The following is a 17,944-nucleotide window of genomic DNA, read 5'->3' as shown; positions in this document are numbered from 1 at the left end:
TAAATGATCGGGTAGGCTAGTTAGCTTTAAGTTTGATAAATCAAGCGATCTTTCTTGCAAGCAAAGACAATCAATCATTCGATGAACAGCAGTGTTTCTAGCCTTGGCTTCCGTTGTGGGGGCTTGATCTAACCATTTGAACCATTCTGGAATTAATTCATACGTATCGCTAAAAAATTTAGGTAATTGTGCAGTCTGCTTTTCAATAGTAGCAATGGAAATAGCGGTATGATCCCTAGTGAGCGGATTGTTGTCAATATCAAGAAAAAGTAGTTTATCAGGAAAGTGAGCCGGTAATTCTTTCAGCTGGTTACCGCTAACATTCAAATATTTTAATTTAGCCGGCAGATTAGGCGGCAAAACCATTAGCTGATTATCACTGACATTCAGGTATCTTAGCACATCAGGCAAATGATTAGATAATGCAGATAATTTATTATGACTAATATTTAAATATTTTAATTTAGCAGAGAAAATTACTGGCAGCATTTCCAATTGATTATCACTGACATTAAGATGCCCTAATTGATTTGGCAAACTGTCGGGCAAAGCAGTTAATTGATTACTACTAATGTCGAGTTTCTTTAATTTATTGGATAAATTATTTGGTAGGGATATCAGTTGATTATGACTTACATTCAACGTAATTAAAATATTGGGTAGATTAGTTGGCAAAGAGGTTAATAAATTATTATGTCCATCTAAATGTTTTAACATAATAGGCAAACTATTCGGTAAAGCCGTCAATTGATTGTTACTAATATCAAGATAAACTAATGAATTAGGCAGATTGCCCGGTAAAGCATTTAACTGATTATCGGCCGCATATAAATATTTTAGCTTAGCTGGCAAATGGCTAGGTAAAATTGACAGTTGATTGTTATTTATTCTAAGTTCGCTAATAGTCGCGGGTAAATGAGCGGGTAAACGGGTTAAATGTAAACCGGATAAATCAAGTGAATTACTATTATTATCAATGCAAGCTGTTATTCTTTCTACGGCAATCGCCCTGCCGTTAGCCTAGTCAACAGTAATATTGCTATCAGCCGCCCAATTACCTAACGCCTCCTCTGAAATGTCGATGCTATGCTCAGCAGCGTGCCATTGAGGGAATTGTAATGGAAAGCGAGTCGGAATGGCGTCCAATGGATTAGCACTAAAATCACTGTACTCTAACATTAAAGGCAGATATTCAGGTAAGGTGGCTATCTGATTATTATGTACATCTAAAAAGATCAGTTCTTCGAATAAATGAGTCGGTAAAGCCCGCAACTGATTATTATGCAGAATAAGAGTCACCACATCACTAGGAAAGTGGGCAGGAAACTCAGTTAATTGGTTATAACTGGCATCAAGATAGGATAAATCTTCAAAAAAATGTGGCAATTCAGTTAATTGATTATTATGTACCACGATCTGCTGTAAAAAAACAGGCATAACTTCAGGCAATTGAGTTAATTCATTATTATTAACAATCAGAATCTTGAGGTAAAGAGGTAATGGATTGGGCAACAAATTGAGTTGGTTATGGTGAGCAACAATATATTGTAAGCTTAGCGGTAAATGAGCAGGCAAGCTAATAAATTTGTTATAGCTGACATCCAAAATTTCAAGTGACTCGGGTATATGATTAGGAAATTCCCTCAATTGATTGTGGCTAACATCTAATTCAGTGATCCCATCCGGTAAGTCCTCGGGTAACGCTTTTAATTGATTGCGTTTAACATCTAATTGGGTGATCCCACGCGGCAAATTCCAGCCTAGCCAAGTTAATTGATTGCCGGCAATCAGTAAGCGGTTTAACGCAACAGGCAATTTATCAGGTAGTGAAACTAGTTCATTATAACTCGCATCAATTTCTACTAAAGAATCTGATAAATGGTCAGGCAATTTTTTTAGTTGATTTCGACTAACATTTAACACTTCTAATTCAACCGGTAAACTGCCTTCAATTGCCGTTAATTGGTTATCACCAATATCTAATACTGTTAACCAAGGTGGTAGTTCATCGGGTATATTTTTTAACTGATTACCATAAATTTTAACAATATTTAATTCTGTTGGTAAAAATGGTAGTGAGGCCAGTTGATTGTCATTAGCGAGTAAGGTAAGTAAGTTGTTTGGTAAATTTTTAGGTAGTGCTTTTAATTGATTATGACTAACATCCAACAAAATTAAATCTTCGGGCAATACTTCCGGTAAGCATGTTAATTTATTAGATGCTACATTCAGCATTCTTAGTAGTGCTGGCAGTTGATTGGGTAATACGCTTAACTGATTGATATCGATTGTCAGCGCTTGTAACTTAGGCGGAAGTTTAGCAGGCAGCGCGGTTATTTGATTGTTGCTGACACTTAGATGGTATAACTCGTCAGGCAGTGTATTTGGTAATGCGGTCAAAAATGCGTTATTGACCATTAATTTTTCTAGCTTGAAGGGTAATTTATTAGGTAAAGCAGTCAATGGATTGTCGCTGGCATCAAGATAAAATAGCTCATTCGGTAGATTATCAGACAAACTTTCGAGGTTATTTTTATTAATATATAAAATGGTTAATGATGGGGGTAAATTATGAGGTATAGCCGTCAATTGGTTATCACTAACATCAAATACTGATAATCTGTCAGGCAGATGCTCTGGCAAGCTACTTAATCGATTATGATCAGCATTCAACATAGATAAGTTTTTTGGCAGATTATCAGGTAGCCTAGTCAACTTATTATGATCAACCCTTATTTCTATTAATGTTTCAGGTAGACGCTCAGGTAAGCTAGTTAATTGATTTTTACCTGCATCCAAATGAGTTAATGTTTTAGGTAGATTATCAGGCAATGTGGTTAACTGATTATCATGAATATCTAATGTTATTAACCATTCTGGTAAAGTAGGCAACGAAGTTAAAGACAAGTGGGATAAATCAAGATGTGGATCTTTTTTAATAATACAGGCAAAAACTCTGTTTAATGCGGTCTCTCTCTGTTCCGATGGATTAATATTTGGTTCTGATGCCCAATCACGCCATTCAGTGATTAAACTCCATAAAGCAGGTGATAGATCCATTATGCACCATCCTAATCTAAGCAAATTGTTAAAAATGACTTATTAATTTAGCAAAATTTAACAATTCAGCTATTCAAGAATGTTAACTACATCAAATATTACATAAAATGATTGATAGAAAATGATTGCTAGAAAATAGTAAGCGTTAGCAAACATCTGAATGAACAAAAGGAGAATTGCTGCCAGCCGCAAGATTGTTAATTTGCCACTGGCAGTTGCATTGCGTTAATAAAAGATAAGGGTCAAAATTTATCGAATCATCATTACTCCTTTTGATCGAGATAGCTAATAATAAAGAGTGGTTTGCTTGCCAGTGATTCAAGCTCCGGCTCCTCAGGATATTGTGATAAGAGCGGCAGAAAAACGGATTGGCCAATGATGCTGCGACTCGGTGGCGCTGCGGGTCTTAATGCCCATACATTATGGTAGATTATCGGTACTGTCTGTCCTTGCCAATCGGAGTTACCAACATACAGCATAATATGACCTTTTATATAAACTAATGTTTTAAATGGCTGGCCATATTTCATCAAATAATTAATCCGTTCATTGGTTGAATGATGACTCAGGTCAATTCGCTTGCCACTTAACGATTGGGGCAGTGAATCTCTTGGCAGAAAAATACCAAAAGGCAACATAAGATTTCTCACTTCAGCAGAACAGTCATTAAAACCATAAAGATTTCCCCAGCCATAATTCTTGCCTTGCATATATTGGATGATATGAGCCATATTTTCTGCGGTTGGTAAGATAGGTATCTGACGCACTTGTTGCTCAGACTGTGCTGTATAACGAATACTGGCATAACCATCGTCACCGGATGCTGGTAATGCAATTTTTGCCTTACCATTAATCGATTTTATTGGCAATAATGTGCCTGTACGGGCGGTAAATCTAAATATGCCCTGTTCATCAGTGAAACTGGCATTATCATTAATGACTGCAGCCAACTTTTTGTTTGCCATGGCTGTCCACTGCTGGATAAAATGATCATTTACTTTAGCAATATGTGAACTATCCACCCATCCCATGACCGTTGATGAAACAATGAAACTCCAGGATTTATCTGCTGTTACTGCCGCAATGTAAATCGGTTCAGCTGGATGAAGGGCTGAATTTTGCAGCATATCGAAAGGATAACCTTGACCTGCCCCACGCGGATCTTCAAAAGCAGGATAGGCAGTTGGTAGGAATCTTACCGCGGTTTCACGCAAAGTGATCGCTCGGGCAGCAGGAGTATATTGATCAGCTATCGGTACGGATACCCGATGTTGCATTTTTGCTTTCCAGTTAGCATCTAATAAGCGAAAATTTTCACCATAGTGACTCACATTAGGCGCAGTAAACTCTTCCGCAAAATGGGATAAATTTCTTTTCGCACCTTTTGCATCCTGTAAAACTGACTGAATGTAATTCTCATTCCAGGGAGAGTGTTCCCCAAAATAGTGTGCCAACAGGTTATCAAGCGCTTCTTTTTGTTGTACTTTAGTTAAAAATGGTTGTCGATAGCTCGGTTCATTAGGCGGGATCCAGCGAGCGCTATTTTGGGGATAATTAGCTATCGGAAAAAGTTTTTTCGTTTGATCAATAAAGATAATATCTTGCTTATTGCTAAATGATGACGATGTAGGCGGCGTTTTACTGCCACAGCCAATCAATAATAATAGAATGCTAAAGCTAATAATCTTTTTCATTAATGCCAGCTCCTCGAGATTTATTACTTTTTATTATATCCATGTCATGCTAACTTATTTGATTTTTAATATTAAGCGTAATTAAAATGACTACTTAAATTATATTACATCATTTATTATTAATAATAAAAAAATAAAGTGTAAATTTTTAACATTCAGCCGCTTAATAATAATTCATTTATAGTAATTATCGTTAATTTGTTAACAACGATAGTTCTTATATATATTTTTAATGATTTAAAATTAATATTAACAATATTATTAATCATAAATATTTGTAAAATTAACTGATCTTTAATACCCTATCATTAGTAATGATAAAAAATAAATATTCATATATTTTGTAATTTAATATTTAACTTATAAATAATTTATTAATTTCATACTAAATTATTGCCATGTTAAGACAGGCTTTAATTCTGTTATTTTATATCTAGAAAGTTGATATAATGGATAAAATAAAAAATTATTAAATAAAATAGTAGCTGAATATTAAATTTCAACATTTATCACCATTAATGCAAGTTTATTTTTTACCATTTACTTACCTTTATTTAATAAATAAATATAATTAGACAAAATATTAACAAATGGATTACCTTTTCATGGTTATTGTTTGTACTATCGATGCATAAGTGAATGAGTAAATACTCAATTAACATAAGGAACTTAATATGAATATTGTTATAAAACGTGGGTTATTAATATTATCAGTAACTTCTGCAATAGCAGCAACCTTTTCATCGAGTGTATTTGCAGAACCTGCAGGAAAACAACAATATTACTGCAAAGGAAACTACGGTAATAAAGATGATCAAGGAGTATGGGATTGGATTTTCACTGCCTCTAGCGAACAAGAGGCTAGAGAACAAGCCAAGGAGCAATATAAAGTTGATGGCCCCAATTCTTTTGTTAGTATCAGAGAATGTACACTTGAAAAGTAAATTTACGCAATGAACCTGTAATATCCTCCATGCCAACAATGGCAAGGAGGCTCTTATATGTCGATATTAATTAACTGGATCATGCTATTTAAGCTAAAATTCTAACCAATATTTTATCGCCCCTTTTTACCATTATCAGGCGCTAATAACATAACAACTGTTTCAAAAGGTGCTAAGGTCACTAATGCCGATTTATTAATCTTAGCCGGTTTTTTACTACCATTTTTACTAATATAATTCAGGCTAACTTGATAACTTTGTGGCGCGCCAGCCGGTAATTCTAAATCATGCTGTAAATCCAAATAATAAACTTGGAGTTTATCCGATGGGTTTCTTAAACTAATAATCGATTTATTGTTACTCCAGGCAGCCCAACCATAGATCGCTAATTTGGTCGGATCACTACCTATCCAATGGCTGTCAAATAAAATAGCTTGATTTTCACGTGCCCAATTTGCTGCAGTAGCTAATACATGCCAATTATTATCGCTCAACAGCTCAGGCGTAATATACAATTCTTGTAACTGAGTACCGCTAGCGAAATAACTCCAAACTTGATCAGCAAAGTCCTGCTCTGATTGTCGAGCAAGATATTTGGCTTGCTTAGCATAAATAATACCATGTAACATCAAGGAATTAAGGGGAAATAATGGCCCTTTCATCACAACTGAACGATAGGTTTCAGCATCACGATAAGTCAGCCATTGTTGTACTTTAGTACCCGGGCCATAAAAATTAACATCATCACCCCCACGCCAAATCGAATCAGCGTAAAAAAGCCAGGAAGGTGTCGCTTGAGTGCCTGTGGTCAAGTTAATATAAAGTTTATTATTGGCTTTTCGCATATCACTAATCATATGGATTGCCGCAGCAAAATCACTGGTAAATGGACTACCTGGAATTACCTTATCCGCATTGCCGGTACCATCCAGTTTAAACATAGTAATATTTTGTTGTTTAATTAACTCTAAAATACGTTTATGAAAGTTGGCATAATAATTAGCACCGGATAAAGCCAATTTACCATCCATGATCTCATAACCAAATTCAGCAGCATGTGAAACGCGAATATCGCGTGGTTTGTTATATCCGCCCCAAGGTGATAACCAAATGCCTAAGGCGGCATGATATTTTTCAGCCGCTAATTTTAATTTATTAAACTCATTAGGAAAATTGGCACTGAATCCCCAATTACCTTTTAAATTATCCCAACCATCATCAAATAAATAGCCATTTAATTTTACACCGCGTTTATTGACCAGCTCTTCGCCATACTGTTCAATACGTAATAATGCTTGCTTTTCGGTATAAGGATTAAAAAAACCAATATCAAGCCAAGAGTTATAGTGCAAATATGGATGATAAGGACGAGCACGGACAACATTTAAAAACTGATTGACATGACGACGCAATTGACCGCTTTCATAAGTGCCAATATAAGTTTTATAACTGAGTGTATGAGCGGGTTGTAGAGGAATGGCCTGCACTATTTTTTGTGTCACTCCGCCCTCATAAGCCGTCGTATTGGTTAACGGATTTTCTGGAATAATAAAAAATGAATCACTAATAATTGGAGAACTGACAACCGAACCATAAACAAAAGGCGCTTGGGTCTTAAAAGGCATTAATGACACCAGACTCATGTTTAAGGGTTCATTTGCAGCTGTGATGCGGATTTCATAACGAGCAAAATCTGCTTGGTCATATAAAGTAAGTATCGTTGTTACTTTAATATTATTCCTAATATAATTGATTGTAATGGTCTCTTTATCCTGCTTTATAGCTTGCAAGTTAAAATCTTTTTCAGTTAATTTTATTCCTGAATTAAAACTAATTTCAAATAAATTATTAGTTTTAATGACATCATTATCTTTATTATTTTTAAAGCACAATAATAAACCTTTAGTATTATTGGATAATAGAATATTAATATTTTTACCCGATAGTTGATACTCTTTTGCCTGTAAAGATTTTACTAAACATAAAGTTATAAACACACTTAATATAATAACCCTCAATGCTCTCATGCAATAAACTCCTATTGACTGCTTAATTATTTTATTTTGCAAAAATCAAGTCCAAAAGCATGTAATACGCGTTATTACAGCAAAAACTTTATCAAGAAATTGTGAACAGTTTAGCAATTGTTGGTTTATTTAACTAAAATCAATCCTATAAAGTAATATTTATCGATGCAAAAATAGATAATAGGCGGATTTTTTAACAAAAAATCCTGTCATTAAAAACATTTAACAACTTATTTAATATTTTTTACAGCTTGCTATTTTAATTTATTACATTCAATATCAGCATAAATTTTTACAATTTATTTATGATTAACTTACCCTATTTTTAGCAAAAATTTTTATACTAAATATTGATTATTAAATTTTATTTACGATCCTTTATTCTATTTTTTTCATTTGTTGACATACTATCTTATTGCAATATTACAAATAAAAAACATTTTAATTTAATTAGACAGTTATATTAGTTAATACCATAATAAAAAATTATCTAATATTGTATTAATATCTGATAAAATAAATTTTTATCGCAATTCTGGTCGATTTAAAATCAGCTTAAGTCAAATGTAGTGGATGCTTTTACCGTTAATCATCAGTGGTAAATATAAATATCCTCTGCCTCTTAGCAAACAAATTTGACCCAAAAAATAAAAAGACTATTATATATGTCTTGCTAGCTGTTATTATTAGCCCTATTATCGATTACTATAAAAATTTGCAACCATGGATAAATTTACCCGTCCTACACTAACGCTGCCTAATGGCGCTAATAAATTATTACTGCACTCTTGTTGCGCTCCCTGCTCAGGTGAAGTAATGGAAGCACTAAGTGCTTCAGGTATTGATTATACTATTTTTTTCTATAATCCAAATATTCATCCACAACGAGAATATGAGATCCGTAAAAACGAAAATATTCGTTTCGCTGAGCAACATAATGTACCGTTTGTTGATGCTGATTATGATAGTGATAACTGGTTTAGCCGCGCTAAAGGAATGGAGCAAGAACCTGAGCGTGGAATTCGTTGCACTATGTGTTTTGATATGCGATTTGAGCGTACCGCGCTCTACGCTGCTGAGCATGGTTTTAGCATTATCTCCAGTTCATTAGGTATTTCCCGCTGGAAGAATATGCAACAGATCAATGACTGCGGTAAGCGAGCCGCCAGCCACTACGATGGCCTTACTTATTGGGACTATAACTGGCGTAAACAAGGCGGTTCAGCCCGAATGGTGGAAATTAGTAAGCGCGAACAATTTTATCAACAAGAATATTGCGGTTGTATCTATTCTCTGCGTGATACTAATAAACATAGGCGCTCACAAGGACGCGAGATTATCCGCATCGGGGTTAAATATTACACTGCCGACAAATAATAGCTCGAACAAAAATAGCAATGCCTGGCTTTAGCCAGGCATTTTTTATGCAATTTGATAAGCTATTTACCAGGCCGCAAGGCTGGAAACAGAATAACATCACGAATTGTATGGCTATCGGTTAATAACATGATCATCCGATCAATACCAATACCTAAACCGGCCGTTGGTGGCAATCCATGCTCCAGTGCAGTGATATAATCCTCATCATAAAACATGGCTTCATCATCACCTTCATCTTTCTGACGAACCTGCTGTGCGAAGCGCTCAGCTTGATCTTCTGCATCATTAAGCTCAGAAAAACCATTACCAATTTCACGACCACCAATGAAGAATTCAAATCGATCGGTAATAAATGGATTATTATCATTCCGACGAGCCAACGGAGAAACTTCTGCTGGGTATTCAGTAATAAATGTCGGTTGGATCAAATGGCTTTCCGCCACTGCCTCAAAAATCTCACATTGTAAGCGACCTAATCCCCAACCTTTTTCTGGCTCAATATTCAGTGATTTTGCGATCGCTGTCGCTTTAGTCATATCATCTAAATCAGCCAGAACCGTTTCAGCACGATATTTAACTATCGCTTCTTTCATGGTCATTTTGCTAAAAGGCTGCCCGAAATCAAATAAATGCTCACCATATTTTACCTGAGTTGTGCCTAATACTTCTTGTGTTACCGTTCGGAATAACTCTTCAGTTAACACAATAAGATCTTTATAATCAGCATAGGCCATATAAAGTTCCATCATGGTAAACTCTGGATTATGCCGCGGTGAAATACCTTCATTACGAAAATTACGATTAATTTCAAAAACTCGCTCAAATCCACCTACAACTAAACGTTTCAAATAAAGTTCTGGCGCAATACGCAGATACATATCAATATCTAACGCATTATGATGAGTAATAAATGGACGAGCTGCTGCACCACCTGGTATAACCTGCATCATGGGTGTTTCAACTTCCATGAAATCTTTACTAACCATGAAGTTACGTAAGGCAGACAGCACACGTGAACGCGTAATAAAAGTTTGCCGTGAACGATCATTGGCAATAAGATCGAGATAACGTTGGCGATAACGCGTTTCTTGATCTGCCAGTCCATGGAATTTATCCGGCAAAGGACGCAATGCTTTGGTTAACAAATAAACTTCATAACCATGAATGGTTAACTCACCGGTTTTGGTCTTAAATAATTTACCTTTAACACCGAGGATATCGCCCAGATCCCATTTCTTAAACTGTTCGTTATAAATCCCTTCCGGTAAATCATCACGAGAAATATAAATCTGAATACGACCGCCCATATCTTGTAAGGTAGCAAAAGAGGCTTTACCCATGATACGGCGTGTGATCATTCGCCCGGCAACAGAGACATCAATATCCAGATCAATAAGCTGCTCCGCCTCCTGATCCGCATACTTACCATGTAAATCACTAGATAAATACTCGCGGCGGAAATCATTAGGAAAAGCAATGCCATTACCTCGCAATCCCGCCAGTTTTTCTCGACGAGTTTTTAATTCATTATTTAAATCAAGGGACTGCTCAGTACCCTGTTGTTGTTGAGACATCTTTTTTCCTCATAGGCCAGCTTTTAAGCTTGCTTCAATGAATTTGTCCAGATCACCATCCAGTACCGCTTGGGTGTTGCGATTTTCAACCCCTGTACGTAGATCTTTAATTCGAGAATCATCCAGCACATAAGAACGAATTTGGCTACCCCAGCCAATATCAGATTTATTTTCTTCTAATGCTTGTTTATCGGCATTTTTCTTTTGCATCTCTAGCTCATATAATTTTGCTTTAAGTTGCTTAAAAGCCTGATCTTTATTTTTATGTTGTGAACGGTCATTCTGACATTGAGTCACAATGCCAGTTGGAATATGGGTTATACGTACCGCTGATTCTGTTTTATTAACATGTTGACCACCAGCCCCTGATGCTCGATAAACATCAATACGCAAATCTGCCGGATTGATTTCAATATCAATATCATCATCCACTTCAGGATAAATAAAAGCTGAGCTAAAAGAGGTATGGCGACGACCGCCTGAATCAAAAGGGCTTTTACGCACTAATCGATGAACACCCGTTTCAGTACGTAACCAACCATAAGCATATTCACCAATAATTTTTATCGTGGCAGATTTTAAGCCAGCAACATCACCATCTGACGCTTCAATAATCTCTGTTTTAAAACCTTTTGACTCAGCCCAACGCAGATACATACGCATTAACATGCTAGCCCAATCTTGCGCCTCCGTTCCCCCTGAACCTGCCTGTAAATCAAGATAACAATTAGCACTGTCATACTGGCCTGAAAACATACGACGAAATTCCAATTGACCCAGTTTTCCTTCTAACTGCGCTAACTCTGCTACCGCCTCATGAAAAGTGTCTTCATCATCGGCTTCAATTGCCAGATCGAGCAAACCAGATACATCATCTAAACCTTGTATTAACGCATCAATAGTTTCGACTATTGCTTCAAGAGAAGAACGTTCCTTACCCAACGCTTGGGCTCGCTCGGGTTCATTCCATACATCAGGCTGCTCAAGTTCGGCGTTTACTTCTTCCAAACGCTCTTTCTTGGCATCATAGTCAAAGATACCCCCTCAAGATCTTCGTCCGCTCAGACAGATCCTGAATTTGATTTTTTATTGGATTAATTTCAAACATAACCTTGTATCTTATTTATGTTATTTTCATTAAAAAAGTCATAAAAATATAAACCGCCTATTGTAGCGGATCTGATTGCTGGATTATAGTTTTTCAGTCAATATGCTCGATAATAATCCCTTTTTACCAATCAATTAGCCGCTTTTAGTCAGTAAATGCCTCTATGAGAATCATGCTTTAAATCCAAATATTAGCAAGTAAGTGATAGAAAAATGTTGGCTATAAGTAAGGCATACCTACCACTTTCAGTGAAAAATAATGGTTAGAATAAGTTAAATACTATTCACAAGGCCACAAATGCTGAATGAGTAACTGGATGTTACGATTACCGCGATACTCATTGACATCAAGTTTATAAGCTAATTGAACCATTTTAATACTATTGTCAGGCCAATAAGCAGTATCAATATTAAAGGCGATGCCATCTATCATCGGGCCACCAGCCAGTGGTTCTAACATCACTTTTAGATGACAATCACCAACAAGACGTTGTTGCAGTAACCTAAATTTGCCATCAAAGATAGGCTCGGGAAAAGCCTGTCCCCATGGTCCGCCATTTCTAATTAGTTCAGCAATATCCAGCGACAACTCTTCATTATTAAGCTCACCATCACTCCAAATAACCCCTTCAAGCATATCGTTATCCAGCAGTTCTGCCATTAGATTAGAAAAGTTCTCTTGAAACTGAGTAAATTTTTGTTCCTCCAACGTTAATCCTGCTGCCATAGCATGGCCACCAAACTTTAAAATTAATCCCGGATTAAGCGTATCTAAGCGCTCAAGTGCATCTCGTAAATGTAAACCATTAATGGAACGCCCTGAACCCTTTAAAATCCCTTCGCCTGCTGGCGCAAAGGCGATAACCGGACGATGAAAACGTTCTTTGATGCGAGAAGCCAATATTCCTACTACTCCCTGATGCCATTCTGGATGATAGAGTGCTAGACCATTAGGTATTTGATGACGTTTTTTTTCTATTTGTGAAAAAATATGCCAAGCCTCTTGCTGCATATCTTGTTCAATTTCGCGCCGGGTACGATTTAAGCTGTCTAATTCATTAGCCAATTTTCTGGCGTGAACGATATCATCAGTCAATAGCAGCTCCACACCAATTGACATATCATCTAATCTTCCTGCAGCATTTAGCCGTGGCCCAATTGAGAAACCTAAATCATTAGCAACCAGACGACTAACATCACGCTTGGAAACTTCAATCAAAGCTTTGATCCCAACACAGCTGCGACCTGCCCGAATACGATTTAAACCTTGATAGACTAAAATACGATTATTACTATCCAAGGGAACAACATCTGCCACCGTCCCTAATGCCACCAAATCTAATAATTCAGCCAGATTAGGCATCTTACGCGACTGTTGCTCAAACCAACCCGTCTGACGCAACGCGGCGCGTAAGGCTGACATCAAATAAAAACTGACACCAACACCCGCTAATGCTTTTGATGGAAAGTGACAATCAGCTAAATTAGGATTAATAATTGCTTCTGCGCAAGGCAAGTTTTCTCCTGGCAAATGGTGGTCGGTAATAATCACTTTTATACCATGTCGATGCGCAACAGCAACGCCTTCATGGGAGGATATGCCATTATCAACAGTAATAATAAGTTGCGCTTTTCTTTTAATAACTTCATCAACAACCTGCGGGCTAAGCCCATAACCATCTTCAAATCGGTTAGGAACCAAATAATCAAAATGACGATATCCCATCGCGCTCAGCGCTCGCAGTGTCAATGCGGTACTCGTTGCACCATCGGCATCGAAATCACCGACCACAATAATCTGCCAATGTTCATTCAGGGCAGTGATTAACAATTGAACCGCAGTTTCAATACCATTAAGTGATTGGTAATTAAGTAATCCTTTAGCTCCTGTTTCTAACTCATTTTCTGACAACACACCTCTCATGGCATACAAACGGCGTAATATCGGAGACAAATGAGTAGGGAGGTGGCTATCATCTGCTTTTGGTCGGCGACGAAGCTGTATTTTCATATTTATTGTTAACTCATTATTATTTTTTTCTTAAGTTTTTCTAACCCTTTAACTAAATCATCGGCTGTCATATAACCCGGTATTACTGTGCCATCTTCCAATACCAAAGCGGGTGTTCCATTGATACCAAGCATATGACCGATATTAAATTGAGCAGCAATATCAACCGTTTGGCATTTTTCAATTGGAGAAATCGTTTCACCTTTAAAAGCGTCTGTTAATGCTTTTTGTCGATCAGCGCTACACCAGATAGATGTCATTGTTTTAGCTGACTCATGGTGAAGACCATTGCGAGGGAATGCCAAATAACGTACTGTGATACCCTTTTTATTATATTCTGCTATATCTTGATGAAATTTCTTGCAATAACCACAGGTAACATCGGTAAACACGGTAATAGCATATTTTTCCTCTGGTGCCTTAAATATGATCATTTGGTCACTCATCGCTTCTATTTTTTTTGCCAAGATCTGATTTGTGACATTAACCGGCATTTGTCCACTTAAATCATAAATAGGTCCTTCTAATAAATACTTACCGTCTTCGGTGACATAAACCAACCCTTGGTTAGTGATCACTGTACTCAGACCAACAATAGGTGACGGATGGATATTCTCAGTTTCTATGCCCATTTTATTCAATGTTCTTTTAATAGCCACATCATCAGCCAAAACAGAATGTGACACTGCGACCAGCAGACTAATTAACCATACAATATTTTTTTTCATTTAAAATTTCCTTGAACCTCAATCAACCTCGAGGATGATGTTGTTGATGCAATTGCCTTAACCGCTCTGTAGCAACATGGGTATAGATCTGTGTGGTAGAAAGATCACTATGTCCAAGCAACATTTGTACTACCCGTAGATCGGCGCCATGATTTAGCAAATGGGTTGCAAATGCATGTCTTAATACGTGAGGAGAAAGTTTTGCACTATCAATTCCAGCAATTGCTGCATAATATTTAATTCGATGCCAAAAAGTCTGACGCGTCATTTGAGTACCTCTTTTACTCGGAAATAACACATCATTGGTCAATCCATTAAGTAAGATTGGACGGCTCTCCGTTAAATAAGTTTCCAACCAATAAATAGCCTCTTCACCCAAGGGTACCAACCGTTCTTTATTACCTTTTCCCACTACCCGAATAACACCCTGACGCAAACTAATATCTGTTAATGTTAGCCCAACCAGTTCAGAAACACGCAACCCACAAGCATACAACACCTCAAGCATTGTTTTATCTCTTAATTCAATCGGATCCTGCGTAGTAGGCGCATGCAGTAAATCTTCAACTTGTTTCTCATTAAGATCTTTAGGTAGCCGTTTTGGCAACTTAGGTGCCGACAATTGTGCCGTTGGATCATCGGTGCGTAATTTTTCACGATAGAAATACTGGAATAAGCGCCGCATGGCACTAAGTAAACGAGCAGAACTCGTTGCTTTATAACCGCCCTCTACGCGTTCTGCCAAAAAAGATTGTAAATCCATGACGCCAACCGTAAGCAGATCATAACCTTGGCGTGACAACCAACCAACTAATGTTTGTAAATCAGTACGATAAGAAGAAAGTGTATTAGCCGCTAAATCATGCTCAAGCCAAATAGTATCGAGAAATTGTTCTATCAACGGATGACTGTCTCTATTTTTTTCAGTTGACACAACAGCACTCCTAGTAAATTAATTGCACCCTATTATGCCTCAAAAAATACTTTCTGCCACAATGGCATACTAACATTTATGCAGGTTGTTTCTTTATTAATTAAATTAGAATAATAATTTATATAACTAATTAAAATTAATAAGTTAAATCAATATCCACTGATTAATTATAGTATTTAATATTGTGAATTAGGAATCAGTAATGCTCAATTCATCTTAGTTTTTTATCAATTAATAACTATTATCTACATTAATCGTTATTAAATTTGCTAAAAAATAAAAATCATGATGATGTTATTATAATCATCCTGTTTCAAAAAATATAAAAAAACAACTACGCTATTATTCAATTAATTTTACTATAACCAATTGATATTTTGATAAGTTGTTATTTCAATAACATATTAGCTAAAAAAACACTATACAAAATAAAACAAAAAATAATTTAATGTTATAAACAGATGAGTTACATTACAAATGATTAAGTTGTTTATTTAATAATGAATATAAATTTTTAATAACAATTAAATATATAATTAAAAAGGATAATAAATATGCCAGTAAATATTATCTATTCTGCCATTCCAACAACTAAAAATTCACATGGTGTTGAAAAAAGAGCAATTGGCAAATCAATTTTTCTAAATCAAGCTAATGGTACACCTATTTCTTTAGCGCCTGGCTTACCAAATCTAGAACAACAATTTGCTGAAATGGGAATTGTTGATCTTCGTACTCATGATTGGTATGGCGTATGCTATATTGATAGTTACTTTGATACAACCGCTACGAATTACCTGGATCAGATAACAAACAATGCCCCTAGTGATGTTAAAGAACAAATAAACCATTATGCTGATGATTTTTTTAATCGAAGAACTATTTGCTTAAATGCTCCACAATATTTTTCTGCTAAAGAAGAGCCACAATTCAATTGGCAACCAACCGATGCCTATCTTAAAAACTCTTTATCAAATAAATATTATCAAGGTAAACAAAAACCGAATATATTATTTAGAATAGGCAGAATGCTTAATGGCGGGAAACATAAACCAACCAATATTGAAAAATATTGTCAATTAGTAAAAAAATTAGTAGAAAGATATAGTATTAATTATCATTTGATAGGTCTTGCTTATCCGATTTCTGAATACGAAATTTGGAATGAACCCGATCTTGGTTTCTTCTGGACAACTCCCGAAGATAATCAGCTCGCAGTTGTCGAGTTTTATGATTTTTATCGTGCCGTTGCCAATACAATTCGAGCAACCGCACCTTGGGTAAAAATTGGTAGTTGTGGAACTACTTTTGTTTTTAAAAATGAAAATTTTGTCGATAACTTTATTGCCTATATAAAAAACAAACATGTTCCTTTTGATTTTTACTCATATCATTATTACGCAATTCATACTGCCAACCCGAAAAATATTTATGAAATCCAAGATTATGTGCGTAGTAGACTCGATAAACATGGCTTTCAGCAGGTAAAATGCTATATCACTGAATGGGCATTAACCGCTTATGCCAGTAAAATTAACAATACTAAGAACCAAAGTCATGTTGCTGCTGCCTATTTACTCTCTTTTTTGATTCACGCAGAACAAGCTGGCGTAGATAAAGCCTATCTATATCGAGCTGATGGCGCAGAATTTGGTTTATTTAATAGCAACAGTTACGCTAGCTATGCCGCCCAAGCATTTTGGTTATATAATCAATTTGCATCCCATCGTGATTCATCGATTATTAAATTAACAGATACTTCTAAAACTGGCATAACGACAACTGGCGCAATTAATGCCAACAATCAAATAAACATACTTATTGCCAATTATACAGCCGATCCCACTATTGTTGGCGAAAGTGGTCAAACAAAACTACCCACAGGCGTCAAACTGCAATCACAATATTATATTGATACCGCGATCCCTGCTAACCTACTCGATAGTGAGCGTTGGTATGGCAGCAATATTGTACCACCACGTAATAGAAATAAAGTGCTATATAATGGTAAGCCGGTGCCAAATGGCCCAAATTGGCCAAATAAAAATGACCAATTAAAATACGACGATGCCAACTATCAGCAATCGAGTACAGGATATATTGTTACCGTAACAGATATCCCCGCTAATTTTAATCACTATAAGATTATTTTACATAAAGTTTTTAATGGCGGGCAACGTCAATCACTTAATGGAGAAACCTTTATTTATGAACATAAGCACGCCTTTGGCGTGAGCATCGCGGCAAAGGCGCTCTATTTCTAGGCAATTCCCTTCTCGTCTTTTATACTCTGCTCTATGTACATCCCCAGACCTGCAAAACTGCTATTTCAATACGATGACGGATGGAACCTTTTCATCGAAAATAATCACGTAGATGAATGGCAACTACTCTCTGTCGAAAAGATGCTCGCCTGCAGCACCTGCGCTATGGGCGTTCGCCGTTATTGCTGTTCTTCACCTGAATGCTCTCATTCACGCTTCTT

The 17,944-nt window shown here is 36.3% G+C and carries 11 protein-coding genes and 1 pseudogene; 4 read left to right on the top strand and 8 right to left on the bottom strand.

What is annotated here, in order from left to right; genetic code table 11:
* Positions 1–1,020: 1,020 nt before the first annotated feature.
* Both G468_RS22425 and G468_RS0109355 read right to left on the bottom strand, forming a co-directional pair.
* The gene (locus G468_RS22425) at positions 1,021–3,060 is read right to left on the bottom strand and encodes a leucine-rich repeat domain-containing protein (RefSeq protein ID WP_051297020.1); all 2,040 of its coding nucleotides are present in this window, start codon (positions 3,058–3,060) and stop codon (positions 1,021–1,023) included.
* Positions 3,061–3,323: 263 nt separating this feature from the next.
* On the bottom strand, positions 3,324–4,754 hold the full coding sequence (locus tag G468_RS0109355) for an SH3 domain-containing protein (protein WP_026822906.1): 1,431 nt from the start codon (positions 4,752–4,754) through the stop codon (positions 3,324–3,326).
* A gap of 674 nt (positions 4,755–5,428) precedes the next feature.
* Here G468_RS0109355 and G468_RS0109350 point away from each other — a divergent pair.
* Positions 5,429–5,698 carry a hypothetical protein gene (locus tag G468_RS0109350; protein WP_051297019.1) on the top strand — a complete coding sequence of 90 codons (270 nt, stop codon included), beginning with the start codon at positions 5,429–5,431 and terminating at the stop codon, positions 5,696–5,698.
* A gap of 113 nt (positions 5,699–5,811) precedes the next feature.
* Here the strand turns inward: G468_RS0109350 and G468_RS20330 are convergent, their stop codons facing one another.
* Positions 5,812–7,725 (bottom strand): enterotoxin, encoded by a 1,914-nt coding sequence (locus G468_RS20330; protein WP_081700648.1) that lies wholly within the window; start codon positions 7,723–7,725, stop codon positions 5,812–5,814.
* Between the two features lie 723 nt (positions 7,726–8,448).
* On the opposite strand from G468_RS20330, the gene G468_RS0109340 reads away from it, so the two are divergent.
* Positions 8,449–9,102 (top strand): epoxyqueuosine reductase QueH, encoded by a 654-nt coding sequence (locus G468_RS0109340; RefSeq protein ID WP_026822904.1) that lies wholly within the window; start codon positions 8,449–8,451, stop codon positions 9,100–9,102.
* A gap of 62 nt (positions 9,103–9,164) precedes the next feature.
* Here the strand turns inward: G468_RS0109340 and lysS are convergent, their stop codons facing one another.
* The 5 genes from lysS to xerD all read right to left on the bottom strand — a co-directional run bounded on the left by lysS (position 9,165) and on the right by xerD (position 15,459).
* On the bottom strand, positions 9,165–10,679 hold the full coding sequence (gene lysS / locus G468_RS0109335; RefSeq protein ID WP_026822903.1) for a lysine--tRNA ligase: 1,515 nt from the start codon (positions 10,677–10,679) through the stop codon (positions 9,165–9,167).
* Between the two features lie 9 nt (positions 10,680–10,688).
* Positions 10,689–11,787 (bottom strand): peptide chain release factor 2 gene (gene prfB, locus G468_RS0109330; protein ID WP_135677932.1). Its coding sequence is split into 2 segments (ribosomal slippage): positions 10,689–11,711 and positions 11,713–11,787, totalling 1,098 coding nucleotides; the frame shifts between segments, so codons are not numbered across the junction.
* Between the two features lie 279 nt (positions 11,788–12,066).
* On the bottom strand, positions 12,067–13,803 hold the full coding sequence (gene recJ, locus G468_RS0109325; RefSeq protein WP_026822901.1) for a single-stranded-DNA-specific exonuclease RecJ: 1,737 nt from the start codon (positions 13,801–13,803) through the stop codon (positions 12,067–12,069).
* A 2-nt stretch (positions 13,804–13,805) separates the two neighbouring features.
* Positions 13,806–14,525: a bifunctional protein-disulfide isomerase/oxidoreductase DsbC gene (gene dsbC / locus G468_RS0109320; protein WP_026822900.1), complete on the bottom strand. Its 720-nt coding sequence runs from the start codon at positions 14,523–14,525 to the stop codon at positions 13,806–13,808.
* Between the two features lie 22 nt (positions 14,526–14,547).
* On the bottom strand, positions 14,548–15,459 hold the full coding sequence (gene xerD / locus G468_RS0109315; RefSeq protein ID WP_026822899.1) for a site-specific tyrosine recombinase XerD: 912 nt from the start codon (positions 15,457–15,459) through the stop codon (positions 14,548–14,550).
* A 554-nt stretch (positions 15,460–16,013) separates the two neighbouring features.
* Between xerD and G468_RS0109310 the strand changes: the two genes are divergently transcribed.
* The gene (locus G468_RS0109310; protein WP_026822898.1) at positions 16,014–17,723 is read left to right on the top strand and encodes a GH39 family glycosyl hydrolase; all 1,710 of its coding nucleotides are present in this window, start codon (positions 16,014–16,016) and stop codon (positions 17,721–17,723) included.
* A gap of 33 nt (positions 17,724–17,756) precedes the next feature.
* A pseudogene (locus tag G468_RS25335) lies at positions 17,757–17,944 on the top strand (transposase zinc-binding domain-containing protein); the annotation flags it as partial.

The sequence above is a fragment of the Arsenophonus nasoniae DSM 15247 genome (genome assembly GCF_000429565.1).
GTDB classification, from domain to species: Bacteria; Pseudomonadota; Gammaproteobacteria; order Enterobacterales; family Enterobacteriaceae; genus Arsenophonus; species Arsenophonus nasoniae.
This window is presented reverse-complemented; position numbering and strand designations above follow the sequence as displayed.

Bases quoted from the DNA above. Each gene is read 5' to 3' on its own strand.
- G468_RS22425 (WP_051297020.1), bottom strand. From the start codon at position 3,060: ATGGATCTATCACCTGCTTTATGGAGTTTAATCACTGAATGGCGTGAT.
- G468_RS0109355 (WP_026822906.1), bottom strand. From the start codon at position 4,754: ATGAAAAAGATTATTAGCTTTAGCATTCTATTATTATTGATTGGCTGT.
- G468_RS0109350 (WP_051297019.1), top strand. From the start codon at position 5,429: ATGAATATTGTTATAAAACGTGGGTTATTAATATTATCAGTAACTTCT.
- G468_RS20330 (WP_081700648.1), bottom strand. From the start codon at position 7,725: ATGAGAGCATTGAGGGTTATTATATTAAGTGTGTTTATAACTTTATGT.
- G468_RS0109340 (WP_026822904.1), top strand. From the start codon at position 8,449: ATGGATAAATTTACCCGTCCTACACTAACGCTGCCTAATGGCGCTAAT.
- lysS (WP_026822903.1), bottom strand. From the start codon at position 10,679: ATGTCTCAACAACAACAGGGTACTGAGCAGTCCCTTGATTTAAATAAT.
- dsbC (WP_026822900.1), bottom strand. From the start codon at position 14,525: ATGAAAAAAAATATTGTATGGTTAATTAGTCTGCTGGTCGCAGTGTCA.
- G468_RS0109310 (WP_026822898.1), top strand. From the start codon at position 16,014: ATGCCAGTAAATATTATCTATTCTGCCATTCCAACAACTAAAAATTCA.